Source organism: Streptomyces sp. NPDC088707 (assembly GCF_044752725.1).
Classification (GTDB): Bacteria; Actinomycetota; Actinomycetes; order Streptomycetales; family Streptomycetaceae; genus Streptomyces.
The window spans coordinates 1-25,739 of sequence record NZ_JBIVLV010000011.1 but is presented as its reverse complement, the minus strand read 5'-3'; the positions used below and the strand labels follow the sequence as shown (position 1 = coordinate 25,739).

Below are 25,739 nucleotides of genomic sequence, written 5' to 3'. Positions count from 1 at the left end.
CTTCTCCTCCCCTCCCCCTCCACCCTCCTCACTCCACGTCGATACCGAAGTCTCCGACGAGCTCCTCAAGGCCGCCCCGGTACCCCTTCCCGCCGAGGACGAAGTCCCAGTCGCCGCCGGCGCGCCGCCGGAAGGAGCCGAGGACGAGCGCGGTCTCGCCGGTCCGGCCGTCGGAGACGACGAGCCGGTCGAGCTCGGCCCCGGAGTCGTCGCGCAACCGGATGCCGGCGTCGGTGAACCCCGCGAGGTCGGCGTCCGGATTGACCTCGGGGTCGACGGCGGCGACGAGCACGAGCCGGTCGGCGGACGGCGGCAGGGCGTCGAACCCGACCCGGACGGCGGCCCGGTCGCCGGGCGGGGCGGCGACCATGGCGACGGAACCGTCGGGCGTGGACGGGTTGTTGAAGAACACGAACCACTCGTCACCGAGCACCCGCTGCCCGGAGCAGACGAGCGCGCAGACGTCGAGGGCGGCGGACCCGGCCCAGTCCATCCCGAGGAGGTTGAAGTCGGCGTCGGCCTCGGCGGTGGGGGCGGCGACGGGTGCGACCGACGTGACGGGTGACGCGGGCGACGACGCGGGCGCCGTCCCGGTCCCCAGCCGCCCGCGGAGCCCGTGCTGGTGCAGCAGATCGACGAGCTCGACGCCGGAGATCAGGGTCAGCGGCTTGCCGTTGGCGAAGGTGTAGGAGCCGGGCCCGAACCCGGACGTGGTGACGAGGACGCCCTTGTTGGCGCCGGCGCCCTGCACGGTGCCGAAGAGGTCGCGTACGGCGGACGGCGGGACCGTGTTCCGGTACCGCTTCACCTGGACCAGGATGGAACCGCCGCTGATGGGGTCGGGGTCGAGGGCCTCGACGTCGACGCCGCCGTCGTTGGACCGCTGGGTGGTGACGGCCTGCAGGCCCCGGGCGCGGAAGAGCTGGGCGACGAGCCTCTCGAAGGCGATGGGGTCCATGGCGAGCAGATCGGGCTCGTCGCCGTCCCCCTGCACGACGACCTCGGCCCCGACCTGCTCGGGGGTCCACAGGGGGGCGACAGCCGCGCGTTCGTCGGGCTTGGCGGAGAGCCGCCCGCCGAGGGCGCCGGTCACGCACTCGACGGCCCCGACGAACTCCAGGTTGAGCCGCTCGAAGACGTCCCGCCCGACGGCGACGGAGGCGACGCACACCCGCCCGGCGAGCCCGGTGGCGGGATCGACGCCACCGACGTACCCGTTGAGGGTGACGGCCTCCAGGGCGCCGGAGCGATCGGCTCGGAAGAGCTCGTGCAGGGCGAGGAGAACGCTCTGGGCGAGCACGTCGCGATAGAGGGCGCGCCGCTGGGTGACGGGCCGGGGCACGTCCTTCTCCTGATCGGTACTGGGAAGGTACTTGACGCCCTTGGCCTCGGGGACGACGTCGTACCCGGGCAGGTCCCAGTCGAGGACGAGCCGGCGCCGGCCGGGCTCGTAGGCGGCGGACACCTCGCGGGGAAAGCCCTCGGGCCAGGCGGTGGACGCGAAGAGCACGGCGGAGAAGAACTCGACGACGGTCTCGGGGTCCCCGCCGCCGAGGGCGACCTCGGTCCCGGCGACCCCGCGGTTGTGCGCGCGTATCTCGGCGAGCCGCGCGGCGGCCCACTCGTCGTACGCCCGCCGGTAGGCGGCGAGTTGCTCGACGCGCCGCGCCTCGGCGGCCTGGGCGGCGTACCAGTCCCGCTCGAACCGGGCGCGCGCGTCCCGCTCGGCCTGGGCCCGCCCGGAGGCGGTCCAGGCGGCCTCGGGCTGGTAGAACCGCTGGTCGGGCATGGGCACGGGCTCCCCGAGGGGCCCGGGCGAGAACGGCTCGACGGTCTCGGCCGTCCGCAACGTGTCGACGCTGAAGGCGGGCGCCCGGCACCCGGCGGCCAGCAACCCTTCGAGCACCTGCACGCGCGCGTCCAACTCCTGGGTCCGCCGCAGGGCATCGGCCTCGCGCTGCTGCCGGTAGGCGGCCTTCTGCTCCCGCTGCATCCGGGCGACGTCCCGCTCGTACGCCCGCTGCACCCGCTCGGCATCGCGCTGCTGCCGCAGCACGGCCTGGTGCTGTCCCTCCCGCTGCCGCTGCGCCACCCGCTGCTGCTCGGCCCACACCCCGATCAGCCCCCCGGAACGCCGCCCCATCAGCCCCACCCCTCCCGCAGAACACCCCAACCACCAGTACGCCCCCCGTAACGACCAAGTGTCCCGGACCAGGACGGTCCGGGACACACGAACGACGAGCACGGATGCGACACGACGAGCAACGGGGGACACGGGCGCGGTACGACGGGGACGGGCACGGCGCGACGGACACGGGCGCGATACGACGGACACAGGCGCGGTACGAGGAGACCGTGCGCGCCCGGCTCAGGGCTGCTCCGCCTGTTTCAACAGCCCTTTGACGGACACTTCCGAGTTGACCGAGACCCAGCCGAGGCCGTACCTCTCGGCCTCTCTCTGCGTCTCGTCATCGTCCAACTCCGCGTACATCTCATCGATCGACGGGCTCTTCTCACGCCCCGTGAGATTGATCGAGGTGACCATGCCTTCCGTCACTTCCGTCGGCGACCAGAACGCCACCACGTATCGCGGCTTGCGCGTCACGTTGATCAGGTTGGTGTTGTAGCGCACTCTGCTGTGGTAAATGACGTACTCGCCACAGTCGTCGGGTGCGCAGCGCCCACCGTCCGCCTCGACCCAGGACGGGTCGGCGTAGAGGTCGTCGTCGAGCTTTCCGCGATCCTGCCGCAGGAAGGTGAACGAAAGAACGGCGTCCAGCGTCTCGAACTTCGTGTCCTTGGGAAGAGTGATCATCCGCTCCATCTTGAACTCCTCCCCGATGTCCAGGGTCGACCAAGGCCCCTGGAACTGCCCGGATGCAATGATCTCGGATGCGATTCCACCCACGAAGGCCTGCGCATCGCTGTTCCAGTAGATCTCCCCCTCGTCAGCCTTCCACTCCTCCATCCCCTGGCCGTCCGGGACGAATTCCGCCACGTTGCCAGTGACCGTGTAGTCGTCGACGACGAGGTACACGGGGATTCCACCGGCATTCTTCGCGTAGAGCTTCAGCGGGACATGGAGGTAAGGCGAGCCGGCATCCGTCAGCGGTTTCCCGAACTCTGCTCTCAGGACGAAGTGCAGCGGGGCGGCGATGGGTTGGTAGAGAATCGAGTAGCCCAGACTGACGGCTGTCAGTGTTGCCGTGATGGTGACACCCGCCGCGAACTTCCTGGGATGCGGAATCCCTCGCCACACCTTTTCGCCGATGAGGACATGGAGGGCCCACAGCGACCAGAGCCACAGGCCGACGAAGACCACGACCGTACGGATGAACTCGTGTTCCTGCAGCCACAGGAACAGAAGAAGAGTCGTGGTGGCCAACGCCATGAGCACGCCGAGCAGGACCAGGGCTCCGGACAGCTTGACCTGTCGGCGGCCCCAGTGGTCGACGACCGCGGGCAACGCGGCCGCCTGGACCACGCCGGCCAACAGGAACAGAACACCCACCAGCCGTTGCGCGAAGGTCAGCGCCCCCAGCGCGTCGGCCCAGCCGATCACGAAATGGAGCCCTGCCGAGCCGAGCAGCCCGACGATCATGAGGCTGATGACCAGGCGCCGCCTCCATCCCCGGTCGTCGGGCCAGAAGCTGCTGTCACCGCCACGCCAGTGAACGCGCGAGCGGTCGTCGAGATCCATGTCGTCGGGGTAGCCCAGGCGGCGGAGCACCTTGCGCAGCTCACGGAGCGACCAGGCGCTGCCCACCGTCTTGCCATGAATGGTGATCCGACGCAGACCGCGCCGGTCAGGCGGCTCGACGACCACCCAAGGTCGTATGCCCATGGCCCCAGCCTCGACGCCCCACCCGGCATGTGCACGCCGAACTGCTGCGTTGGACTGAATCGAGACGCCCACCGCCGGGCGGCCACAGGGGCCGCGCCACCCGAGGACCTCCACCACTCTGAGCACTCACCCGATCACCGAACGCTAGGATCGCGGGCGCCGCCGCAGCCTCGCGGCGGACCGAGAGAGGGGCACCTGAATGGCCATCATCGTCACCTTCGACCTCCCTGGCGCCGGTCAGGAACTGTACGACGCGGTCATCGAGCGCGTGACAGACGGGCAAGGCTTCACCCAGTTCGCAGACCTGGGAAGCCCGGGCCTCGTCTCGCACGCAGCGGGACCCGTCGACGGAGGGTTCCGCGTGACCGAGGTCTGGGAGAGCGCGGAGGCCCTCGAAACCCACGCGAAGACCTTCGGCCCGATCCTGGCCGACCTCGGCCACGCCGACGTACAGCCCACGATCATCCCGGCACACAACGTCGTGGTCCGGTAGAACCGTTCGCCCTCACCCGTGAATACAACGGGGAGCACGGGGCCCTGGCCGGGCTTCGTGGTGCAGCCGGGGGCGCCGCCGGGCCCCGCCGGGCGCCGGTTCGGTGCCCCGCTTTGACAGCACTGCGGGGGTGGAGAAGAGTCGAGAGTGTGCGGGCGGGGGACGTACCCGGATCGGAGGCCCCCGATGCCCACCCCTGACCGTAGCCGCGCACTGGAACACGTAGTCGTGGTGATGTTCGAGAACCGGTCGTTCGACAACCTGCTCGGACGGCTGTACGAGCCGGGTGAGGTCGCGGCCTTCGAGGGGGTCCACGGCAAGGAGCTGTCGAACCCGATCCCGGACTGGGCCGAGGACCGCTCGGGCGGGCAGCCCGTGCCGTAGGGGATCGCCGAGACGATGGACACGCCGAACCCGGATCCGGGCGAGGAGTACCAGCACGTCAACACCCAGCTCTTCGGAGTGATCGACCCTGAGGGGAACCGGGGAGTGCTGGCCGAGAGGATGGCCGCCCCCTTCAACGCTCCGCCGGCAGGACGAGCCCCGACGATGGACGGCTTCGTCACCGACTACATCAGCGCGTTCCGGGCCGAGATGGGCCGACAGCCCAAGTACCACGAATACGCGCAGATCATGGCGGGGTACACCCCGGACCAGCTGCCTGTGATGTCCACACTGGCACGCGGCTTCGGCACCTTCGACCACTGGTTCGCCGAGGTCCCCTCCCAGACGTTCACCAACCGCTCCTTCTTCCACGCCGCGAGCGCGTCAGGCTTTGTCGTCAACGCTCCGTACCCCACCTTTCCGCTGGAGAACGACGCCGAGACGATCTTCGAGCGTCTGGATGCCGCCGGTCTGACCTGGCGGGTCTACGTGGACGCGCCGAGTTCGATCCCGTTCACCGGGCTGATTCACGGCCCGCGGCTGCGTCATCGGTTCGCCACCCACTTCGTCACCACGGACCGCTTCCTGGAGGACGCCGCCGCCGGCGCACTGCCCACCTACTCCTTCGTCGAGCCCAACCTCTGGCACGGCCACAACGACATGCACCCGCCGGAATCGGCGCTGCTCCACGGGACTCCCTTCGACGCCCTTCGTCTCTGCTGGGCGGCGAGGCATTGCTGGCGAAGATCTACGACGCCGTCCGCTCGTCGACGTCGACGGAAGGGTCGAACGCGCTCAACACGCTGCTGATGGTCGTCTTCGACGAGCACGGCGGAACGTACGACCACGTGCCCCCGCCCGCCACCGTCGCCCCGGACCCCGGCGCGCCGCCCGGGCAGATGGGCTTCGCCTTCGACCGGCTCGGCGTCCGGCTGCCCGCGATCGCGATCTCGGCCTGGCTGCCCGCCCGCACCGTCGTCACCGGTGTCCACCACCACACCTCGGTGATCCGCACCCTCCGTGAACGCTGGAACCTCGGCCCGCCCCTCACGGCCCGGGACGCCGACGCCCCCGACCTGGCCGCTCTCCTGAGCCTCGACCAGCCTCGTGACCCGCAGGATTGGCCGGACGTCACCGCACAGCCGGTTCCCGCGTTCGACCAGGACCTGGTGCCGCCTGACGCGCCGCTCAACCCCCTGGCCACCGCCTTGTTCCACGGCTACCTCGCCCTCGTCGAACAGCTGGGCGCCACCGTGCCCGCGATCGACGAGAAGGCGCCGCTCAAGGGCCGGGAAGCCCTGTCGCTCGTCCACGAAAGCGCACACACCCTCTTCCCGGGCCTGCGACCAGCGTCAGGCTGACCCGCAAGGAGCGGTAGTCACGCAGACGGACACGCATGGCGGCGGGTCTTCCTGTGCGGAAACCCTCGATGCGGACGATCCCCGTCCCGTCGTCCGGAGGTGCGTGGCAAGATCGGGTGATGGCAGACGAGTATGTGCGGTTCCAGTCGGCCACGCCCGACGAACGAGGCCATTTCAAGGGCGTGTTCGGTCTGGTCAACAACCTCGCCCGCGATGGACGGCTGACGGCCGAGCAGAATCGGTTCCGACGCGAGAACAATGCCTGGTACGACGCCGCGTACACGGACCCGTCCACCGTCGACCCGAGCGTGTATGACCCAGCCGTCAACGCGGGAGCCACGGCCTGGTTCAAGCCTTCGGCCTCGCACCTCATCGAGCGCGTGGCGGGCTACCTGGAGATCCTCGCTGCGCACGATGTGGACTGCCACGAAGTGAAGTCGACAGCCCCCGGGCGAGTGGTCTACGAGGACGAGGTGCAGATCGTAGTCGTCCCTCACGCGCACTGACGTGGCAGGCGCATTCCCAGACGGCCCGCCTGCGCCCCCACCGCAACACCCCACGGCCCCACGCCCCGACTGACTGAAGCACCGCAGACCGGAGGACCGCACCCGCGAGCGGAACGAGAGCGAGATTCGGCTGCACATCAAGCCGACTACGGCGCCGGGACACAGCGGTGAATGACGAGCTGACCCGCCACGACGCCCCGGAGCACCCCGCCCTCACCGCGGCCGAGGTTTACGCCGCGGCTGAGGTCTACGCCGCGGCCGACGCCATCCGGCCGCACCACCGCGTACCCGTCCTCCTCGCCGCCTTCCGCGGCAAGGGCCGTGATCATGCGAAAGGACCGGCGCCGGGAAATCCTCACCCTGCGCCGGCCCTTCACCTGGAGCCCCCTGTCGGGTTCGAACCGACGACCCCCGCTTTACAAGAGAGGGAGGGCAGCCATAGGCCTGACCTGGACTGTTGCATAGAGCGCGGATCTACGGACGTAGAACTGTTGACGCCCCTCGTTCCCCGTGACTCCCCGTGGGAACTGGCACGGATGTGGCACGCCCGGGCTTGTCAGGGAGGGGCGCTACCGGATGGGACTGGGCGCTGTGGTGACGGTATTGCGCTGCTGGGCAACCGCTTCAGCCAGCAGGCCCGCGATGGCCAACGCATCCATGTACATGCTGGCTGTTTGGCTAGCGCCGGCGGACACGAGAATGACAGCCACGACCACGATGATGTACCAGCGCTTCCACTGTGGGATTGACACGACCTGCAGTGCAGGGATCAAACTCATACTGAGCCTCCATAGGTTCACGGCCCTGCCCTAACCGCTCTCGCCGGGAAGCCTGCGCGGTGGGGCGGGGCTGCTTGATGGTTGCTCCATGCTGAGCCAGTGCTCCAGCCCCTGACAACGGAAGGCCGATTGCCGTTCCAGACCTGCCATCTGCCGCTTCTCAGAACTGCTAGCTTCCGGAAAATCGGTCGAGGCGATCCGACGACCAGCCGCAACGCTCCCTTCCATCCGGAAACTCGGTCGAAGTCGCGATCAAGATAAATAACGGCATCACGCCCACAATCTCCCCACAGTGGAACGATATAGACATTTAGCCTTTGCGATTTATTTACTCAAGTAGGGGCGGTTGATGCGTATAAGCGCCTTTTGGGCCTTAGGTCTTCGGCAGGGCCGGAGCTGCCATACCTATGCGCTCATCGATTTCCCAATCCTCATCTGGCCTACAGGCGAACTGCACGCCGTGGCGTGAACACGGGCTTGGCCTCCCGACGGCACGCTCATCAGCCACGGTGGTGCCGGTACCGACGCGGAGCGACCACGCCGGCCTTCGTCACATCGCGGCAGTAGCTGCTCCCTGCCCGCCCACTCCCAGTGGTGCGGTCGCCTCACGCTCCTGTCAGTCGTGACGGCGGAGGTACGGCGTTCGGCCCCCGCCGAGCATTACGCCCTTGGCCGGGGCCCATGGATCCCCGGTCCGGTGGGCCGGAGTCGCCGTGGCCCTGGCGGACGCTCGCCCTGTCGGCGCACTGCGTCAAGGATCTCCAGCGGCGAACGGCCGCCACCGTGATCGCGTCGTCCTCAATGTCGAGGTGTCACATCAGGAGGCCGGTGAAGGCCAGCACTGTGCCGGCCTCGTTACGGGGGCCCTTCTCGGGGTGCTCCGCACGGGGTTCGTCAGAGCGTCACGGTGACCCCCCGGGGCCCTCGCCCGAGTCCGTGGCCGGAGGTGACTGCGCGATGTCTCTGGACCTTGCGAGCAGCTCCAGGTAGGCCGTGACCTGGTCTTGCCCTGGAGGAAGCTGCTGGATCGCGCGCTCCGTACGACGCTGCAGGGCAAGGAACGTCTGGTTCTGTTGCCGCCGCATCTCAAGCTCCGCGAGTTCTAGATTCTGCGCTGACCTCTCCCTTCTCCAAGCGCGGAACTCTGACGTCGCAGGCAGTGCGGCCGCAGTGAAGAGGACGACCAGGAACACCAGCCACCACGGACTGTCTGCCAAGTGGGCGGCGAAACCTGCACTGCCACTAAGGGGAACCGAAGACAGGGGCAATCGCATGGCACACCTCTCCGAGCCCACGTGGGCTCTTTGGCTAGCTCACGAGGGAGGAGGGGCGAATCTGGGCATGAAAAAAGCCCGAGCGAGGGCTCGGGCTCTGGAGTGCGAGGCGTGATCAGTGACTGAGCACGCTTTGATCTTCGTTAGCCGATTCGGCCGCGTGGTTCAGGGGGGACTGGCGGCGCCTGGCCTGGGATGCGCTCCCCCGTCCACTCATCTACTGCAGCTGGGGAGAGCTCTAAGAGGTCATACCGAACTTTTCCCCGCCCCCGGCCGTACGTAGTGATTCGCCCTTCGCTGGCCCATCGGCGAATCGTGCTCTCGGGGCGCCCTGTGTAGTAGGCGGCGAGATCAATACTGATGAGGATTGCGTCGGATGGCTGGCTCATCGTTCCCCCGAACAGCAGCGACAGAGGTAGGAGGCATACAGCCAAGAGCATGAGAGTGACGCAGTATGGGGAACGTTACGCTCGGGCAGGTCAGAGCGTCAAGAGTCCACTACGCAGGCCGAGTTGGTTCAGCCGACTACATGAGATTGGTTGAGAGATTCCCGTGAGGCAGGAGTCTGCTTCGTAGCAGGACGCGGGCCAGAAAGCAGAAACGCCCTCTTCACGAGAAGAGAGCGATTGATGGCATGCCGGAACTGACCCCAGCGTCGCACGTCTTGGCCTTGGAGGCAACCATGGCCGGGGAACGCAGTGTGATCCTCGGCTTACCCACGCGCCCTTCCCGACAACGGCCCTCAACTCCCATCCCGTCTGCCGTCGACCCACACGTATGTGGAGCGGGCGCGGTGCCGGGCGTCCAGGTGGAGCGCGCCACTGTACGAACGACCTGGACGCCCGGTGCCGTGTCTGCTCGGCTCTGCCTGGGTCGACGGCAGACGGGATGGGAGTTCCCCACCGCCACATCCCACCGGCCGGCACCCGCGTACGGCCCCCTCCATCCCGGAGCCTGAGCGCCCCCGCCGGAGGCATTGTCCTGAGCCGCACTCACGTACCCGCCTCGGCCACCTCGTGGGTTCGTCACCCATCAACCCGAGCCGTCAGGCGTGCGGACGGCGGCCGGGCTGGAGCGGGGCGCAGACAGGAGCGCAGGCCCGGACGACGGGCCGCGCGCGCCGCGCCGTGCGCGGCGGGTGCCTTGATGAGGTAGAGAAATCTGTAACAGCTACCTCGACTGTGCCGGCTAGGACCTGTCCGGCCGATCATGGTCGTGTTCCATCGGGCAGAATGCCCTGGGTGAATGCCTGGATGACCATGGCGGATGCCCTGAAGTTCGAGAGCCCCTGGACACCCGCTCACCAAGCTGTGGAGTTGAGCGAGCATGCCACGCTCACGCGCGTCCTCGACGAGGGGGCCGACGCTGACGAGGTCTGCTGCCGGATGACTCTGTTGATGCACGCCATCGACACAGAAGTCGACGTCGCCAATCAGTCGGGGGAGCCGATCGACAGTGCACTGACCGCGGTCCTCCTGGCGTACGGTGCTGATCCGCATCTCGCGGTCAACGGCGAAACTGCCTACGACTGGGCCCGCGAGCTCCGCCACGACATGGCAATCAGGCTGATGGATCGGTTCAGCACCCGCCAGGCCAAGTTGAAGGCCCGGTTCAGAGCCATCCGTAGGCGGTAGCTTTTGCCGATGGTCGCCGGTCAGTTCCTAGGCGTTGGGCCTGAGAGCGGTGCCCTCGCTGTCCCGTAGCAAGCGGCTTGCGTATCCGCCCGTGGAGAGCCGGTCGTATGCGTCGAGCACGTCGCCTGGGACTTGCTGGCTGATCATGAAGCCCTGAGCCGGATAGACCAGCAATCGCTGTAGGGCTCCCACAAGCATGTCGATGACCAAGCGGGCGTCTCCGATGGAGTCGACGTAGTCCCGGAGCGTCATCGGACTTGAAGCGCTGACGATCTCGACGTCTGGCCACAGCTTTCGTGCCGTGGCGTACGCCCGTCGTCCCTCGTACGGCTTGCTGATCAGCAGGACTGAGGAAACGGTGATGCCGGCCTCGGTCAGGAGGTCCCGGGAGCAGCGGATGTTCTCACCCGTGTTCCGGGCTCGCGGCTCCACCATCACGGCTGAGGCGGGCACGCCCAGCTCGATCGCTCGCTCCTTGTAGTGCACGGCTTCGCCGCGGGGCATGCGTTCGCGTGTCGTCGGGCTGGTCGCCCCGGTGAACACGAGAAGCGGCGCCATGCCGCGTTTGTACAGATCGGCGGCTTCGGCCACTCCCAGGTCGTGGCTGCCGAGGCCGATCGCCACCTGGTCCGCCGTGCCCAGTCCGAGCTGCATAACGGCAAGCTGGCCGACAAGGCACCGAAGTCCGCCGCCGGCGTCCGGCCGGTCGCCTTCCCGGCCGAACTCGTCCCCGAGCTGGCGCACCACCTGGAGCACTTCGCCGGGGCCGGACAGGACGGCCACCTCTTCAAGGGTCCCCGCGGCGGCCTCCTCCGCCGGAGCAACTTCCGGGACGACTGGACCGCCGCTCGCGCCGCCGCCGGCGTCTCCGATGACGTGCACTTCCACGACCTCCGGCACACCGGAAACACCCTCGCCTCCAGTGCCGGGGCCAGCACGCGCGAGCTGATGACACGGTGGGCCACAGCACCACCCGGGCCGCACTGATCTATCAGCACATGACGAGTGACCGTGATCAGCACATCGCAGGGAAGCTCGGAGAGATGATCCGCCAGGCCCGTGAGGAAGGGCCTTCTGGCACGTAGGTGGCACGCCCGTGATCATGCGAAAGGGCCAGCGCCGGGGAATCATGCCCCTGCGCCGGCCCTTCACCTGGAGCCCCCTGTCGGGTTCGAACCGACGACCCCCGCTTTACAAGAGCGGTGCTCTGGCCAGCTGAGCTAAGGAGGCAGCGAGTGCAGTGTAACCAACCTCGTCCCGGTGACGGTCGGAAATCTCACCCCGGGTGGAGTGCTGACAGATGCCGCGGCGCCAGGTAGCGTCACGTGCAGTTCATCCAGGTGGACTAGACCTCAATCCTTCCTTTACTCGGATCGTCCGGCACGTTCCTGCCGGTGAAGGGACACATCACCATGGCTTCCGTCACTTTCGACAAGGCGACCCGGGTGTACCCCGGTGCCACCAAGCCCTCCGTCGACCAGCTCGACATCGAGATCGCCGACGGCGAGTTCCTCGTCCTCGTCGGGCCCTCCGGCTGTGGCAAGTCGACCTCCCTGCGCATGCTCGCGGGTCTCGAGGACGTCAACGCCGGCTCCATCCGCATCGGTGACCGCGACGTCACGCACCTGCCGCCCAAGGACCGGGACATCGCCATGGTGTTCCAGAACTACGCGCTGTACCCGCACATGAGCGTCGCCGACAACATGGGCTTCGCGCTCAAGATCGCCGGTGTCAACAAGTCCGAGATCCGCACCAAGGTCGAAGAGGCCGCGAAGATCCTGGACCTCACCGAGTACCTCGACCGCAAGCCGAAGGCGCTCTCCGGCGGTCAGCGTCAGCGTGTCGCCATGGGTCGCGCCATCGTGCGTGAGCCGCAGGTCTTCCTCATGGACGAGCCGCTGTCGAACCTCGACGCCAAGCTCCGCGTCTCGACCCGTACGCAGATCGCCGGCCTCCAGCGCCGCCTCGGCATCACCACGGTCTACGTCACCCACGACCAGACCGAGGCCCTCACCATGGGCGACCGCGTCGCCGTCCTCAAGGACGGTCTGCTCCAGCAGGTCGACTCGCCGCGCAACATGTACGACAAGCCGGCCAACCTCTTCGTCGCCGGCTTCATCGGCTCCCCCGCCATGAACCTGGTCGAGGTCCCGATCACCGACGGCGGCGTCAAGTTCGGCAACAGCGTCGTCCCGGTCTCCCGTGACGCCATCGCCGCCGCTTCCGCCAACGGCGACACCACCGTCACCGTCGGCGTCCGCCCCGAGCACTTCGACGTGCAGGGCCCCACCGGCAAGGACGGCCTCGCCGTCACCGTCAACGTCGTCGAGGAGCTCGGCTCCGACGGCTTCGTGTACGGCTCCACCCGCGTCGGCGGCGAGGACAAGGACCTGGTCGTCCGCGTCGGCGGCCGTGACGTCCCCGCCAAGGGCACCACGCTGCACGTCGTCCCGCGCGCCGCCGAGCTCCACGTCTTCTCGACGTCGACCGGCGCCCGTCTCAGCGACTGACCCTCAGGCGACCGACCCTCAGCCGGCTGACGGCTGACAGCTGAGCCTGGCCGAACGGCCCCGTATCTCTTGCAGATGCGGGGTCGTTCGTCTTGCTGGAGGACCCGAGGACACGCGCGGGGGTTTACCGGGAGAAGCCCGGCATTACCGGCCCACCCCCACCTCCGCGTCAACACGGAATTCGAAAAGCCGCCTCGAACCATCCCCCGCGAGAGTGACTAAATGTCGCCATATCACTACCGGCCGCTACGCTCGCCTGCGTGACGCCTACTGCCCGCCGAATCGGCCGCTCTCTCGCCCTCGTCCTGCCCGTCGTCCTGGTGCTCTCGGGAACGCTCGCGGTGTCCGCCGTGCCGTGGGCCGGCGAGGACGCCGGGACCCAGCTGACGGCGTCCTCCTCCGAGGTCTCCGTCCGGGCCAAGTCCCGTGCCCCGCAGGACATTCTGCGTGACCAGCTCCTCGCCGAGCTCCAGGAGAAGGACCCCGGGGTCGCCCTCACGCACCTCCAGCGCGAGGTGGAGAACCGGCCCTCCCTCGCCAAGCACTGCATGTCCATCGCCCGTTCCCTCGGCCGCGCCGCCGTCGAGCAGTACGGCCCCTCCCGCGCCCAAAGCTTCTCGCGGCCGGTCTGCGACACCTCGTACGCCACCGGCGTGATGCGCGCGAGCTGAGCGACGACACTGAACCACGACGCGCGTCCGGCCGTCGGGCGTCCGACCGCCGGACGTACGGGGCGCCTATCGTTCCCCGTATGCACACCACTCCGACGCAGGCCGTGGTCCTGGCGGGCGGCCAGGGCTCACGGCTCCGCCCGTACACCGACGACCGCCCCAAGCCGATGGTCGAGATCCCGGGAACCGGGACCCCGATCATCGGCCATCAGCTTTCCTGGCTTGCCGCCGAGGGCGTGACCGACGCCGTCGTCTCCTGCGGCCACCTCGCCGAAGTGCTCCAGGAGTGGCTGGAGAGCGCCGACCTCCCCCTCAAGGTGACCACGGTCGTCGAGACCGAGCCCCTGGGCCGCGGCGGAGGCCTCAAGTACGCCGCCGCGCATCTGCCCGCCCCGGGCCAGCCCTGGTACGCCACCAACGGCGACATCTGGACCCGCTTCTCGCTGCGCGAGATGGCCGCCTTCCACGACGAGCGCGACGCCCTCGCCACCCTCGCCCTGGCCCGCCCCCGCATCCCGTGGGGCGCCGTCGAGACCGACACCTTCGGCCACATCACCGACTTCATCGAGGCGCCGCCGTCGCCGTTCCTCATCAACGCGGGCGTGTACGTCTTCTCCGCGGCCTTCACGGAGCTCCTCCCGGACCTGGGCGACCACGAGCGCACCACGTTCCCCCGGCTCGCCCGAGAGCGCCGGCTGGCCGGCTTCCCGCTGCCCCAGGGGGCCTACTGGCGGGCCATCGACACCGCCAAGGACCTCACCGAGGCCGCCAAGGAGCTTGCCGCGCAGCGGGGATGACGCCCCCGCACACGCCGGAGGGGCGGCACCGCGTTCTCGCGGTGCCGCCCCTTCCGTGTCCGTGACCGTGACCGTGTCCTGACCGGAGGTCCGTACGGCCGAAAACCGTTCCGTCCGTACGTCCAGAAACCGTTCCGTCCGTACGTCCAGAAACCGTTCCGTCCGTACGTCCGGAGGCCGTTCCGTCCGTACGGGCGGCCCTACGGAGTCCTCAGCCCAGCAGTCCGCCGATCGGGTTCTTCGCCCCGCCCGACGTCGAGCTGCTCTCCGACGGCGTGCCCGTCGAACCGGTCGAGCCGCCGCCCGAGCCGCCGCCCGACGTGCCGCCGCCGGTGCTGCTCGGGGTGTCGCTGGTGGACGGCGGGGGCTCCGGGTCCGACTGCGTCGGCGTACGGCTGCTGCCGCTGCTCCCGGTGCCGGTGCCCGTGCCCTGCGTGGCCGTCGGGCGCTGCTCCTGCGTCCGGGTGGCCTCGCGGGTGGTCTCGGTGGGCCGGGTCGCCTCCTGCGTCTTCTCGCGCTCGGCCGGGGCCTCGCTGGTCGCGGCGGGCGCGGGCACGGTGGACGACGCGGTCTTGGAGGGGGCCTGGCGCTTCGGCTCGGTGGGGAGCGGCCGACCCGGGAGGTGGTTGATCGGGTCGTCGTTGGGGCCGGGGACGGTGACCATCTCGGTGGAGCGGACGGCGCCGCCGAGGACGGAGCCGATGAGGAGGGTGAGGCCGACGACGACCGCTGCGACGAGGGTGCTGCGGCGCATGACGCGGCGGCGCAGGTCCCACAGGTCGGCGCGCGGGCCGAGGGTGCGCCAGGCCTCGCCGGCGAGGCGGCCGTCGATCGAGTAGACGGGGGCGCCGGCGATGATCAGCGGGGACCAGGCGGCCAGGAAGATGATGTCGGCGGAGTCGTAGACCGGGACGGTCTTCCAGCTGACCGTCAGGAGCAGCGCGGCGGAGAGGAGGGCTCCGACGACGGCGGCGACGCGCTGCCAGAGGCCGAGGACGGTGAGGACGCCGACGACGACCTGGAGGAAGGCGACGGTGAGTCCGGCGCCGACCGGGTGCTGGAGGGCGAAGTCGCGGAGGGGTTCGGCGAGGGGCCAGGGGTGCAGGGAGTTGAGCCACTTGACCATGGAGCCGCGCTCGCCGCCGTCGAAGTAGACGGGGTCGCAGAGCTTGCCCATGCCCGCGTAGATGGAGATGAAGCCGAGGAAGACGCGGAGCGGGAGGAGGACGACGCCGAGGTTCATCCGGCGGCCGGGGTAGTAGGCGTGCCGGACGGTGTCCTGCCCGTGGCGCTGCGCGGGCCGGGACTCCGTGGTCTCGTCCTCGTACGCCGCCGAGCCGGAGCCTTCGGTCTCGGGCCGGAGCTCGTACAGGTCGTCGTACGCGCCCTCGGCGCGGCGCATCGGCGGCAGCAGGGGGCCGGAGTCGGCGGTCACCACGGGGGTGGGCATGGTGTCGTCGATGCGCGGGATGGCCTGGGTGGAGCCCCCGTCCATCCCGGGGTGGCCGCGGAGGCCGCCGTCACGACCGCCGCGGCCGACCGCCGGCTCGAGCGTGGAGACGGAGGACTCCCGTACGGCCTGGAGGAGGCCGGTCGCGCCCGGCGACGACTTCCCGGTCCATACGACGGGACGACGGCGCGGTCCGCCCGCTCCTGCCCCGGCCCCGGAGAGGGCTGCGGTGCGGGCGCCGGCGCCGATCTTCGGCTGCGGAGCCGGCGCGAGCCGCACACGGAAGCTGGCGTGGTTCACGATCACCTGGGCGGGATCGGAATCCACCTTGACCATGCTCAACGCGGGCTGATCGTCGAACCCCGGCCGGGGCGTTCTGGTGTCCACACTCATCTAACCGAGTGATCTGGGTTTAGGACACTGCCTTGACGGCTCGCAAATGTCCGAGACCCGTCAAGATCACGCCACGGCCGGGGCCGGAAGTACTACCGGCCAGGTGTCAGCGGGCCATCCGGCGGCGGGCCGCCTCGTAGAGCACGACACCGGCCGCGACACCGGCGTTCAGCGACTCGGCGCCGCCCGGCATCGGGATGCGGACGAGGAAGTCGCAGGTCTCGCCGACGAGGCGGGACAGGCCCTTGCCCTCGGAGCCGACGACGATGACGACCGGACCGCCCAGCTCCTCCAGCTCGTGCACCTCGCGGTCACCGTCGGCGGCGAGGCCGACGACCGTGACACCGGCCTTCTGGTACTGCTCCAGGCAGCGCGTCAGGTTGGTGGCGCGGGCGACCGGGGTACGGGCGGCGGTGCCGGCCGAGGTCTTCCACGCACCGGCGGTCATGCCGGCGGCGCGGCGCTCGGGGACGACGACACCGTGGCCGCCGAAGGCGGAGACGGAGCGGACGACGGCGCCGAGGTTGCGCGGGTCGGTGACGCCGTCGAGGGCGACGATCAGCGGGTCGTCGTGGTCGTCGAACGCGGCGGTGACGAGGTCCTCGGGGTGCGCGTACTCGTACGGCGGGACCTGGAGGACGAGACCCTGGTGGTTCAGGCCGTTCGTCATCCGGTCGAGCTCGGGGCGCGGCGCCTCCATGATGTTGATGTTGCCGCGGCCGGTGGCGAGGTTCAGGGCCTCGCGCACGCGCTCGTCGTTGTCGATGAACTGCTGCACGTACAGCGTCGAGGCCGGCACGCCGTCGCGCAGGGCCTCGAAGACCGGGTTGCGGCCGACGACCATCTCGGACTGGCCCTTGCCGCCGCGGCGGACGACCGGCTTGCGCTTGGCCGCGTTCCGGGCCATGGCGTTGTTGACGCGGAAGGCCTTGTGGCCCTTGCGGGCCTCGGCCTTGGGGGTCGGGCCCTTCCCTTCGAGGCCCTTGCGCCGCTGGCCACCGCTGCCGATCGTCGCACCCTTCTTGTTGGACGTGCGACGGTTCCTGCGCTGGCTGTTCCCGGCCATGACTACTCTCATCCTCGGTGTTGCGTACGGAGGCGCACTCGCCCTCGTACAAGGTCTGTAACTGAAGTGTGCCGCCCGGAGGCCCGAGCGGCACGTCTTCTAACGGTTGCCCAGCGTCCAGCGGGGTCCGTCGGGGCTGTCCTCGATGGCGAGGCCGGACTGGTTGAGCTGGTCGCGGATCGCGTCCGCGGTCGCCCAGTCCTTGCGCTCGCGCGCCGACTCGCGCTGCTGGAGCACGAGCCGTACGAGGGTGTCGACGGCGCCGTGGAGCTCGTCGCCGCCACCGCTCTCCTCGGCCCAGTGCGGGTCGAGCGGGTCCAGGCCGAGGACGCCGAGCATGGCCCGGACCTCGGCGAGGCGGGCGATGGCCTCGTCCTTGTCGTCCGCGGCGAGGGCGCTGTTGCCCTGCCGGACGGTGGTGTGGATGATCGCGAGCGCGTGCGGCACGCCCAGGTCGTCGTCCATGGCCTCGGCGAAGGCCGGCGGCACCTCGGCGGCGGGGGCGACGTCCTTGCCGGCCTTCTCGGTGGTGCGCTGGACGAAGCCCTCGATCCGGGCGAACGCCGACTCGGCCTCGCGCAGGGACTCCTCGCTGTACTCGATCATCGAGCGGTAGTGCGGGGTGCCCAGGTAGTAGCGGAGGACGATGGGGCGCCAGTTCTTGACCATCTCGGACACCAGCACGCTGTTGCCGAGCGACTTCGACATCTTCTCGCCGCTCATGGTGACCCAGGCGTTGTGCACCCAGTACTGGGCGAAGGAGTCGCCGAAGGCCTTGGCCTGGGCGATCTCGTTCTCGTGGTGCGGGAAGATCAGGTCGAGGCCGCCGCCGTGGATGTCGAAGGCGGAGCCCAGGTACTTGTGGGCCATCGCCGAGCACTCCAGGTGCCAGCCGGGACGGCCGCGGCCCCACGGGGTCTCCCAGTCGGGCTCGCCCGGCTTGGTCGCCTTCCACATGGCGAAGTCGCGCGGGTCGCGCTTGCCGGAGACGCCCTCGTCGGGCTGGCGGAGGTCGTCGATGTCCTGGTTGGACAGCTCCAGGTAGCCCGGGAAGGAGCGCACGTCGAAGTAGACGCTGCCGTCGGCCTCGTACGCGTGGCCGCGCTCGATGAGGCCGCGCATCATCTCGATCATCTCGGGGACGTGCCCGGTGGCGCGGGGCTCGTAGCTGGGCGGCAGGCAACCGAGCGCGTCGTAACCGGAGTTGAACGCGCGCTCGTTCTCGTAGCCGATGGACCACCAGGGGCGGCCCTGCTCGGTGCCCTTCCTGATGATCTTGTCGTCGATGTCGGTGACGTTGCGGATGAACGTGACGTCGTAGCCGCGGTAGGCGAACCAGCGGCGCATGATGTCGAAGTTCAGCCCCGACCGGATGTGGCCGATGTGCGGGGCCGCCTGGACGGTGGCACCACAGAGGTAGATCGAGACCTGGCCCTGCGTGAGCGGGGTGAAGTCACGGATCTGCCGGGCGCTGGTGTCGTACAGGCGAATAGTCACCACTCCAGGGTAGTGGTCGTGTGGTAGTGCCCCGATACCTGTTCGCCGTCTCCGATGACGTTTTTCACCGGTACCGGTGGATGCCGGTACCGGTGAACGTGACGATGGACGCTCCGGAACGCGGTTACGCGCGTGCCACCGGGTACACGAGGGCCGTCGCCAGCGCGGCGAGGCCCTCCGCGCGGCCCGTCAGACCGAGGCCGTCCGTCGTGGTGCCGGAGACGGAGACCGGTGCGCCGGCCGCTTCGCTCAGCGCCTTCTGCGCCTCGTCGCGCCGCTTGCCGACCTTGGGGCGGACGCCGATGACCTGGACGGCGATGTTGCCGATCTCGTAGCCCTCGGCGCGGACGATCCGGGCGGCCTCCGCGAGCAGGGTGACGCCGGAGGCGCCGGAGTACTCGGGGCGGGAGGTGCCGAAGTGGGCGCCGAGGTCGCCGACACCGGCGGCTGAGAAGAGCGCGTCGCAGGCGGCGTGGGCGGCGACGTCACCGTCGGAGTGCCCGGCGAGGCCGTATCCGCCGTTCTCGTCGGCGTCCCAGAGGAGGCCCGCGCACCAGAGTTCGCGGCCCTTCTCGAAGGCGTGGACGTCGGTACCGATGCCGGTACGGGGGAGGTTCATCGGCTCAGAAGCCATCGTTGGCCCTCCTGCGGGCGAGTACGGCCTCGGCGAGGACGAGGTCGAGGGGGCGGGTCACCTTGAAGGCCTCCTCGTGGCCGGGCACGACGACGACGGGCGCGCCGAGCCGCTCGACCATACCGGCGTCGTCGGTGGCGCCCTCGCCGGTGAGGGCGATGGTGGCGTGGGCGTCGACCAGGGTGTCGTGGTCGAAGCCCTGGGGGGTCTGGACGGCGCGGAGCCGGGCCCGGACCGGGGTGGCGACGACCTGCTCGGGGTCGCCCGGCTTCTCGGCCGGCTCGACCTCCTTGACGGTGTCGGCGACGGGCATCGCGGGGACGACGGCGACGGCCCCGTCCCGTACGGCCTCGATGACCGCGTCCACGGTGTCGACGGGGACGAGCGGGCGGGCCGCGTCGTGGACGAGGACGATGCCGATGCCCTCGGGGAGGGCGTCGAGCCCGAGGCGTACGGACTCCTGGCGGGTCTCACCGCCGGGTACGACCAGGTAGTCGGTGCGCTCGGGGAGGGCGTGGGCGTCGAGGAGGTTCTTGACCTCGGCGGCGCCGTCGGGGGGTGCGACCACGACGACGAGCGAGACCGCGCGGGAGGCGGCCATCGCGCGGACGGCGTGGATGAGCATGGGGGTGCCGTTCAGCGCGCGCAGCGCCTTGGGGGCGCCCGGGCCGAGGCGTACGCCCCGTCCGGCCGCCGGGATCACCACGGCGGTACGAGGAGGACGCGCTTCGTCTGACATCGGTTGCACTCCGGCAGGTTTGTTTCCGCGGCCGACATGGGTATGGCCTCACCGTGCCGGACGCTCCGCCTTGACCGGGCCCTTTCCGTGACGACGGTCGAGGCGTTGACGCCCGCGCACAGGGGTTCGGACGTAACAGGGGGAACGAGAGCATACGGACATGAACGCGCGTACGCGAAAGTGCGTACAGGAACATGCGTGCTGTCGCGGTCGTGCGGGGTCGCAGGGGTGAGTCGTGCGATGGCGCAGGGGTGAGACGCCGCCGTGGTGACCGTCTCAGTGTCGAGGCGTCGCCGAGGGGAATCACCGCACTCGTGAAATGCCGCAGCGCCCGGCGGCAGCACTGTGTGGATCACAGCACGCCGACGGGCACCGCGGCATCGCTTCACTTGGTAGCGCGCTCGGATGTCGTCAGAGCACGCTCAGGACGCGAGGACCTCGTCGAGGAGAGCCTCGGCCTTGTCCTCGTTCGTGTTCTCCGCGAGGGCCAGCTCGCTGACCAGAATCTGCCGAGCCTTGGCGAGCATGCGCTTCTCACCGGCGGAGAGACCGCGCTCGCGCTCACGCCGCCACAGGTCGCGGACTACTTCGGCGACCTTGATGACATCGCCGGAGGCGAGCTTCTCGAGATTTGCCTTGTAGCGACGGGACCAGTTCGTCGGCTCTTCTGCGTACGGCGCGCGCAGCACCTCGAAGACCCGGTCCAGCCCGTCCTGACCGACTACGTCGCGAACACCGACGAACTCCGCATTGTCCGCCGGCACACGAACCGTCAGGTCGCCCTGCGCGACCTTGAGCACCAAGTAGGTCTTGTCCACGCCTTTGATCTGGCGAGTTTCGATGGCCTCGATCAGCGCGGCCCCGTGATGGGGATAGACCACGGTGTCGCCAACCTTGAACGTCATGTGACAGGTACCCCTTCCGTGGCTATCCAGGGTAACACGGATACGGCTTCTTCTGAATGGCGTTTTCGCAGGTCAGGGCATATCTCGGGGCTTGACAACAGCGACACGAACGTGCTGCGGAGGGCTTCCGGAAGGCGGTATTCGCAGGTCGGAGCGGCTGTGCGGACGGAGAGAAACGCGCACGTTACACCTACCCGAAGCCTCTCAAGAGGGGGCCGATGCCCCGTTTTGTCGGGTTCGGCGTGGCCTTCCCAACGTACTCCGTTCGAGGATCGTCCACCCGTACGGATGCATCGCGGGGTGATTCCGTAATTGATCAGCGGACGCCGGTCGGCGTTTTTCCGGAGGTACGGCTCCGGGGAATGCGGGGCGGGCCTCGAATTGATCAAGGCGGTTATGTGAACAACAGGTCAATGGGTCGTGATCCAGCCACGACGGCCGGTGCGTGGCGAGAACGGCGGGGGCGTGCGGGGGCGCCCGGGAACCGTCCCGGGAGCCGAGCCCTGAGCCGAACCGGGATCGCCCTCGGGTACCGCGCCCGGACCGCCCTCGGGCCACGCCCGGACCACGCCCCGAGACCCCGTGGCCGGTAAGGGGCGGGTCGGGTGCGGGACGGGGAGTGCGGCTCGGTAACCTGAGCGCGCTGACACACCCTTAGTCGGTCTTAGCTGGTCTAGTCGGTCTTTGGTACCGAAGCAGTCCGAAGCCTGTCCGTAGCCCGTCCGTACGTCCTAGGAGATGCCGCCGCCGTGAGCCGCAGCCTTCGACGCGGCGCCCTCGCCGCCACCGCCATCGTTTTCTCCATCGCCGCGCTGTCCGCCTGTGGTGCGGGCAACGACGCGCAGACGCTCGGCATCAAGCCGGACAACGCCGCCGTCACCGTGGACGACGTCAAGATCCAGAACGCTCTGGTGATCACCCAGCCCCTGGACGTGGCCAAGGGCCCGGCCGTCGTCTCGGCCACCGTCTTCAACAACGGCCGGCTGCCCCAGACGATCCAGTCCATCACCCTGCCGGGCAGCAACACCACCGTGGCGCTGAAGCCCGCCACGGGCGCCGGCCCGGTCGTCGTCCCGGCCAACGGCTCCGTCGTCATCGGCGGCGAGGGCAACGCCTCCGCCGTCATCGAGAACGGCAGCGAGGCCACCCGCGACGGTGACGCGCAGAAGGTCGTCTTCAAGCTCAGCCGCACCGGCGACGTGGGCCTGAACGCCTTCGTGGTCCCGGCCACGAGCTACTTCAAGGACTTCGGCCCGGCGATCATCCCGGCGCCCCCGGGCACCCAGCCGACCGCCACGGCGACGCCCTCGGGCCCGGCCGAGGGCGAGCACGGCGGCGAGCCGTCGGGCGAGGCGAGCCACGCGGCCGGCCACTGACCGTACGCACATGTGAAGGGCGCCCTCCCCGGCGGGGAGGGCGCCCTTCACATGTATCAGGCTGCCCGGTCACCGGCCGCCGCACCGGACACCGGTCACCGCACCGGACTCCGTCCGGCCTCGTGCGCCCCGGCCGATCTACCGCTCGCGGCCTCGCGGGTCCCCGGCCGGTCTACGGCTCGAACTTGTAGCCCAGGCCCCGGACCGTCACCAGGTAGCGCGGCGCGCCCGGGTCCGGCTCGATCTTGGCGCGGAGGCGCTTCACGTGGACGTCGAGGGTCTTGGTGTCACCGACGTAGTCCGCGCCCCAGACCCGGTCGATGAGCTGCATACGGGTCAGCACGCGGCCCGCGTTGCGCAGCAGCATCTCCAGGAGGTCGAACTCCTTCAGGGGCAGGTCGACCTTGCCGCCCGCGACCGTCACCACGTGGCGGTCGACGTCCATCCGGACCGGGCCGGCCTCCAGGGCCGCGGGGGTGACCTCCTCCGGCTCACCGCGGCGGCGCAGGACCGCGCGGATCCGGGCGACCAGCTCCCGCGAGGAGAAGGGCTTCGTCACGTAGTCGTCGGCTCCTATCTCCAGCCCGACGACCTTGTCGATCTCGCTGTCCTTGGCCGTCACCATGATGACGGGGACGTTCGAGCGGCCGCGCAGCTGACGGCACACCTCGGTACCGGGGAGCCCCGGAAGCATCAGGTCGAGTAGGACGAGGTCGGCCCCGTTGCGCTCGAACTCGTCGAGGCCGTCGGGCCCGGTCGCCGCTACTGCGACTTCGAAGCCCTCCTTGCGAAGCATGTAGGACAGGGCGTCGCTGAAGGATTCCTCATCCTCGACGACAAGCACTCGGGTCACGGAAGGACCTCCGGGGCAGGAAGCGGTTCGGTCATGAGATCAGGGGTGGGGGAGGCGGGCCGGCGGTCCCGTACGGCGCCCGCCTCGGGCAGCCGCAAGGTGAAGGTGGAGCCCTGACCCTCGGTGCTCCAGACGGTGACCTCTCCGCCGTGGGAGGCGGCCACGTGCTTGACGATGGCCAGGCCGAGTCCCGTGCCGCCGGTGGCACGGGAGCGGGCCGGGTCGACCCGGTAGAAGCGCTCGAAGATGCGTTCGCGGTCCCGCTCGGAGATGCCGATGCCCTGGTCGGTCACGGCTATCTCGATCAGGTCCCCGCCCGGCGCCGCGATGTGGCGGGCGGCGATGCCCACCCTCGTACGGGCCGGAGAGTAGTTGACGGCGTTCTCGACCAGGTTGCCCAGGGCGGCGGCGAGCTGACCGCGGCTGCCCCAGACGTAGAGGTCGGCCGCGCCCCCCGACACCATGGTGATCTGCTTGGTGGAGGCGGGCTGCCGGGAGCGGTCGATCGCCTCGGCGACGAGTTCGTCCACGGACACGGGCTCGGAGTCTTCCAGCGGGTCGTCGTTCTGCACGCGGGAGAGGTCGATGAGCTCCTGTACGAGATTGGTGAGGCGGGTCGCCTCGATCTGCATGCGGCCGGCGAAGCGGGTGACCGCCTCGGGGTCGTCCGAGGCGTCCATGACCGCCTCGGAGAGCAGGGAGAGCGCGCCCGTCGGGGTCTTGAGCTCATGGCTCACGTTGGCGACGAAGTCGCGCCGTACCGCTTCGATACGACGGGCCTCGGTGAGGTCCTCGACCAGCAGCAGCACGAGGCGCGAGCCCAGCGGGGCGACCCGGGCGGAGACGGCGAGGGCCTCGCCGCGTCCGGTGCCGCGCCGGGCCAGGTCCAGCTCGACCTGCCGTATCTCGCCGTCCCGGCGGGTGTCACGGGCCATGTTGAGCATGGGCTCGACGGCCAGTTTCCCGCCGCGGACCAGGCCGAGTGCGTACGCCGCCGAGCTGGCCTTCACCACGGAGTCGCTCTCGTCGAGGACGACCGCGGAGGAGCGCAGCACGGACAGCACGGTGTCGACACCGGGCGGGAGCACGGCGTCGGTGTGCAGAGAGGTACGGGTGGGTCTCGCCTGGTCGCGCTCGCTCCAGCGGAACGCCAGCATGGCGATCACGCCGGTGCACACGCCGGCGATCGCGGCCAATGCGGCGACCGCCGCGTTCACGTCCATGCCTCCCAGGTTATGCGGGTGCGAGGACTCTCTCCCAGCCGTCCGAGTGGCTCCTCGAACACTCGTCGCTCAGAGTTCACCCCGAGGACCTGGTTGGTTCACATGCCCCGGGAGGGGCTGCGGCTTACGTCGCCCAGAGTTCACCTTGGGGAAAGTATTGATTCATGTGTGCGGGTGGAGCCGGACGCGTGAGGGGCTGAAGGTGGGAGCGTGGGGATCCGAGGCCCCCATCCGGACCCCGGAGCTTTGCCGAGCTTTGCGTAGAGAGGGACATCCATGCGGGACGCGTACCACGAGGAACTGGACTCGATCGGCGAGAGCCTGGTCGAGATGGCCCGGCTCGTCGGGTCGGCGGTCGGGCGCGCCACCACGGCGATGCTCGACGCGGATCTCAAGCTCGCGGAGAGCGTGATCGCCGCCGACCAGAAGGTCGACGATCTCCAGCACGAGCTGGAGGCCCGGGCGATAGCGCTGCTCGCGCGGCAGCAGCCGGTGGCGACGGACCTGCGCATCGTCGTGACCTCGCTGCGCATGAGCGCCGACCTGGAGCGCTCGGGCGACCTGGCCCAGCACGTGGCGAAGCTCGCCCGCCTGCGGTTCCCCGAGACCGCGGTGCCGCGGGACCTGCACGCGACCATCCTGGAGATGGGACAGCTGGCGCAGCGCCTGATGGCGAAGGCGGCCGAGGTCATCATCACGAAGGACGTCGACCTGGCGCTCCAGCTGGAGCAGGACGACGACGAGATGGACCTGCTGCACCGGGCGCTGTTCCAGCACCTGATCGACGACCGCTGGAAGCACGGCATCGAGACGGCGGTCGACGTGACGCTGCTCGGCCGCTACTACGAGCGGTTCGCCGACCACGCGGTGTCGGTGGCCAAGCGGGTGGTGTACCTGGTGACGGGTGAGCACGCGGACGAGCTCCAGGCGGCGGACGCGCCGGTCGAGGGCGCGTAGCGCACGGGCGCCGATGCGCCGTTGATGCGCCGGTCCGGGTGGGCATGCAATGGGGGGAGGCGATGTGCGCCTCGAAAGGGAGGGACCCCCATGGCCGAATCCCCCGACACGACCGTGATCGACTCCGGGGCGGAGGCACCGCGTGAGGCGGTGCACCTGCCCCTCCTGGGCGCCTGCGGGTGCGGCTCGGGCTGCGGCTGCGGCTGCCAGTCGGGCGGCCCGTGCCAGTGCGGCGGCTGCTCGGGCTGATCGGGTGGGCGGAGGGGTGGGGGGGGGGGGGCCCCCCCCCCCCCCCCCCCCCCCCCCTAAGTACACAAAACCCACCCGCGGGTGGGCCCGGGTGTAACCCCGCGGAAGGAAACCCACAACGGCGGATAAATCGCCCCGGCCCGC

23 protein-coding genes, 2 tRNA genes and 1 pseudogene are annotated in these 25,739 nt (G+C 69.6%); 12 read left to right on the top strand and 14 right to left on the bottom strand.

All coding sequences use genetic code 11. The features are described from left to right. Positions 1 to 28: 28 nt before the first annotated feature. Together ACIP84_RS29230 and ACIP84_RS29225 are read right to left on the bottom strand one after the other, a co-directional pair. Entirely contained in the window at positions 29 to 2,143 is a 2,115-nt protein-coding gene (locus tag ACIP84_RS29230; protein WP_401801746.1) for a restriction endonuclease, read from the bottom strand. Between the two features lie 225 nt (positions 2,144 to 2,368). Next, a complete protein-coding gene (locus tag ACIP84_RS29225) occupies positions 2,369 to 3,826 on the bottom strand; it encodes a hypothetical protein (RefSeq protein WP_401801744.1) in 1,458 nt (485 codons plus the stop codon). A 217-nt stretch (positions 3,827 to 4,043) separates the two neighbouring features. Here ACIP84_RS29225 and ACIP84_RS29220 point away from each other — a divergent pair, with 217 nt between their 5' ends. From ACIP84_RS29220 to ACIP84_RS29205, 4 genes and pseudogenes are all read left to right on the top strand, one after another. Further along, positions 4,044 to 4,337: a hypothetical protein gene (locus ACIP84_RS29220; RefSeq protein WP_401801741.1), complete on the top strand. Its 294-nt coding sequence runs from the start codon at positions 4,044 to 4,046 to the stop codon at positions 4,335 to 4,337. 186 nt (positions 4,338 to 4,523) lie between these two features. Then, positions 4,524 to 5,531, top strand: a pseudogene (locus ACIP84_RS29215) (alkaline phosphatase family protein). Continuing rightward, positions 5,456 to 6,082, top strand: coding sequence for an alkaline phosphatase family protein (locus ACIP84_RS29210; RefSeq protein ID WP_401801740.1), 627 nt, complete (start codon positions 5,456 to 5,458; stop codon positions 6,080 to 6,082). The pseudogene ACIP84_RS29215 and the gene ACIP84_RS29210 overlap by 76 nt, the downstream one beginning before the upstream one ends. Positions 6,083 to 6,201: 119 nt before the next feature. Next, positions 6,202 to 6,588, top strand: coding sequence for a hypothetical protein (locus tag ACIP84_RS29205; protein WP_401801738.1), 387 nt, complete (start codon positions 6,202 to 6,204; stop codon positions 6,586 to 6,588). A gap of 378 nt (positions 6,589 to 6,966) precedes the next feature. On the opposite strand, the gene ACIP84_RS29200 is transcribed toward ACIP84_RS29205, so the two are convergent. Both ACIP84_RS29200 and ACIP84_RS29195 read right to left on the bottom strand, forming a co-directional pair. Next, positions 6,967 to 7,034: transfer RNA gene (locus ACIP84_RS29200), tRNA-Thr, on the bottom strand. Positions 7,035 to 7,157: 123 nt separating this feature from the next. Beyond that, positions 7,158 to 7,367: a hypothetical protein gene (locus ACIP84_RS29195; protein ID WP_401801736.1), complete on the bottom strand. Its 210-nt coding sequence runs from the start codon at positions 7,365 to 7,367 to the stop codon at positions 7,158 to 7,160. Between the two features lie 2,515 nt (positions 7,368 to 9,882). On the opposite strand from ACIP84_RS29195, the gene ACIP84_RS29190 reads away from it, so the two are divergent. After that, positions 9,883 to 10,275, top strand: a complete 393-nt coding sequence (locus tag ACIP84_RS29190; protein WP_401801734.1) for an ankyrin repeat domain-containing protein — start codon at positions 9,883 to 9,885, stop codon at positions 10,273 to 10,275. Positions 10,276 to 10,302: 27 nt separating this feature from the next. Here the strand turns inward: ACIP84_RS29190 and ACIP84_RS29185 are convergent, their stop codons facing one another. Then, on the bottom strand, positions 10,303 to 10,899 hold the full coding sequence (locus ACIP84_RS29185) for a YdcF family protein (RefSeq protein WP_401801733.1): 597 nt from the start codon (positions 10,897 to 10,899) through the stop codon (positions 10,303 to 10,305). Between ACIP84_RS29185 and ACIP84_RS29180 the strand changes: the two genes are divergently transcribed. After that, on the top strand, positions 10,876 to 11,262 hold the full coding sequence (locus ACIP84_RS29180; RefSeq protein WP_401801731.1) for an integrase: 387 nt from the start codon (positions 10,876 to 10,878) through the stop codon (positions 11,260 to 11,262). The two genes, ACIP84_RS29185 and ACIP84_RS29180, sit on opposite strands and share 24 nt — an antisense overlap. A gap of 166 nt (positions 11,263 to 11,428) precedes the next feature. Here ACIP84_RS29180 and ACIP84_RS29175 read toward each other — a convergent pair. Continuing rightward, positions 11,429 to 11,505 (bottom strand) — tRNA-Thr (locus ACIP84_RS29175). Positions 11,506 to 11,687: 182 nt separating this feature from the next. Here ACIP84_RS29175 and ACIP84_RS29170 point away from each other — a divergent pair. The 3 genes from ACIP84_RS29170 to ACIP84_RS29160 all read left to right on the top strand — a co-directional run bounded on the left by ACIP84_RS29170 (position 11,688) and on the right by ACIP84_RS29160 (position 14,253). Further along, positions 11,688 to 12,785, top strand: coding sequence for an ABC transporter ATP-binding protein (locus ACIP84_RS29170; RefSeq protein WP_030323200.1), 1,098 nt, complete (start codon positions 11,688 to 11,690; stop codon positions 12,783 to 12,785). A gap of 260 nt (positions 12,786 to 13,045) precedes the next feature. Beyond that, positions 13,046 to 13,456: a hypothetical protein gene (locus ACIP84_RS29165; protein ID WP_355964403.1), complete on the top strand. Its 411-nt coding sequence runs from the start codon at positions 13,046 to 13,048 to the stop codon at positions 13,454 to 13,456. Positions 13,457 to 13,536: 80 nt separating this feature from the next. Then, positions 13,537 to 14,253, top strand: a complete 717-nt coding sequence (locus tag ACIP84_RS29160; RefSeq protein WP_355964402.1) for a nucleotidyltransferase family protein — start codon at positions 13,537 to 13,539, stop codon at positions 14,251 to 14,253. A 211-nt stretch (positions 14,254 to 14,464) separates the two neighbouring features. Here ACIP84_RS29160 and ACIP84_RS29155 read toward each other — a convergent pair whose 3' ends face one another. The 6 genes from ACIP84_RS29155 to ACIP84_RS29130 all read right to left on the bottom strand — a co-directional run bounded on the left by ACIP84_RS29155 (position 14,465) and on the right by ACIP84_RS29130 (position 20,937). Further along, entirely contained in the window at positions 14,465 to 16,096 is a 1,632-nt protein-coding gene (locus tag ACIP84_RS29155; protein WP_401801726.1) for a DoxX family membrane protein, read from the bottom strand. Positions 16,097 to 16,202: 106 nt separating this feature from the next. Then, the gene (gene rlmB / locus ACIP84_RS29150; RefSeq protein WP_319311170.1) at positions 16,203 to 17,162 is read right to left on the bottom strand and encodes a 23S rRNA (guanosine(2251)-2'-O)-methyltransferase RlmB; all 960 of its coding nucleotides are present in this window, start codon (positions 17,160 to 17,162) and stop codon (positions 16,203 to 16,205) included. Between the two features lie 99 nt (positions 17,163 to 17,261). Then, positions 17,262 to 18,659 (bottom strand): cysteine--tRNA ligase, encoded by a 1,398-nt coding sequence (cysS, locus tag ACIP84_RS29145; protein WP_355964400.1) that lies wholly within the window; start codon positions 18,657 to 18,659, stop codon positions 17,262 to 17,264. 124 nt (positions 18,660 to 18,783) lie between these two features. Continuing rightward, positions 18,784 to 19,293, bottom strand: coding sequence for a 2-C-methyl-D-erythritol 2,4-cyclodiphosphate synthase (gene ispF, locus ACIP84_RS29140; protein ID WP_355964399.1), 510 nt, complete (start codon positions 19,291 to 19,293; stop codon positions 18,784 to 18,786). Next, positions 19,283 to 20,032, bottom strand: a complete 750-nt coding sequence (gene ispD, locus ACIP84_RS29135) for a 2-C-methyl-D-erythritol 4-phosphate cytidylyltransferase (RefSeq protein WP_401801721.1) — start codon at positions 20,030 to 20,032, stop codon at positions 19,283 to 19,285. The genes ispF and ispD overlap by 11 nt, the downstream gene beginning before the upstream one ends. A 422-nt stretch (positions 20,033 to 20,454) precedes the next feature. Continuing rightward, positions 20,455 to 20,937: a CarD family transcriptional regulator gene (locus ACIP84_RS29130; RefSeq protein ID WP_003953493.1), complete on the bottom strand. Its 483-nt coding sequence runs from the start codon at positions 20,935 to 20,937 to the stop codon at positions 20,455 to 20,457. Positions 20,938 to 21,686: 749 nt separating this feature from the next. Between ACIP84_RS29130 and ACIP84_RS29125 the strand changes: the two genes are divergently transcribed. Continuing rightward, a complete protein-coding gene (locus ACIP84_RS29125; protein ID WP_355964397.1) occupies positions 21,687 to 22,313 on the top strand; it encodes a DUF461 domain-containing protein in 627 nt (208 codons plus the stop codon). A 172-nt stretch (positions 22,314 to 22,485) separates the two neighbouring features. Here ACIP84_RS29125 and ACIP84_RS29120 read toward each other — a convergent pair whose 3' ends face one another. Both ACIP84_RS29120 and ACIP84_RS29115 read right to left on the bottom strand, forming a co-directional pair. After that, entirely contained in the window at positions 22,486 to 23,166 is a 681-nt protein-coding gene (locus tag ACIP84_RS29120) for a response regulator transcription factor (protein ID WP_015035162.1), read from the bottom strand. Further along, the gene (locus ACIP84_RS29115; RefSeq protein WP_355964396.1) at positions 23,163 to 24,389 is read right to left on the bottom strand and encodes an ATP-binding protein; all 1,227 of its coding nucleotides are present in this window, start codon (positions 24,387 to 24,389) and stop codon (positions 23,163 to 23,165) included. Before ACIP84_RS29115 ends, ACIP84_RS29120 begins: the two co-directional genes overlap by 4 nt. A 276-nt stretch (positions 24,390 to 24,665) precedes the next feature. Between ACIP84_RS29115 and phoU the strand changes: the two genes are divergently transcribed. Beyond that, the gene (phoU, locus tag ACIP84_RS29110; RefSeq protein ID WP_355964395.1) at positions 24,666 to 25,346 is read left to right on the top strand and encodes a phosphate signaling complex protein PhoU; all 681 of its coding nucleotides are present in this window, start codon (positions 24,666 to 24,668) and stop codon (positions 25,344 to 25,346) included. A gap of 90 nt (positions 25,347 to 25,436) precedes the next feature. Next, on the top strand, positions 25,437 to 25,595 hold the full coding sequence (locus ACIP84_RS29105) for a hypothetical protein (protein ID WP_355964394.1): 159 nt from the start codon (positions 25,437 to 25,439) through the stop codon (positions 25,593 to 25,595). Positions 25,596 to 25,739: the final 144 nt, after the last annotated feature.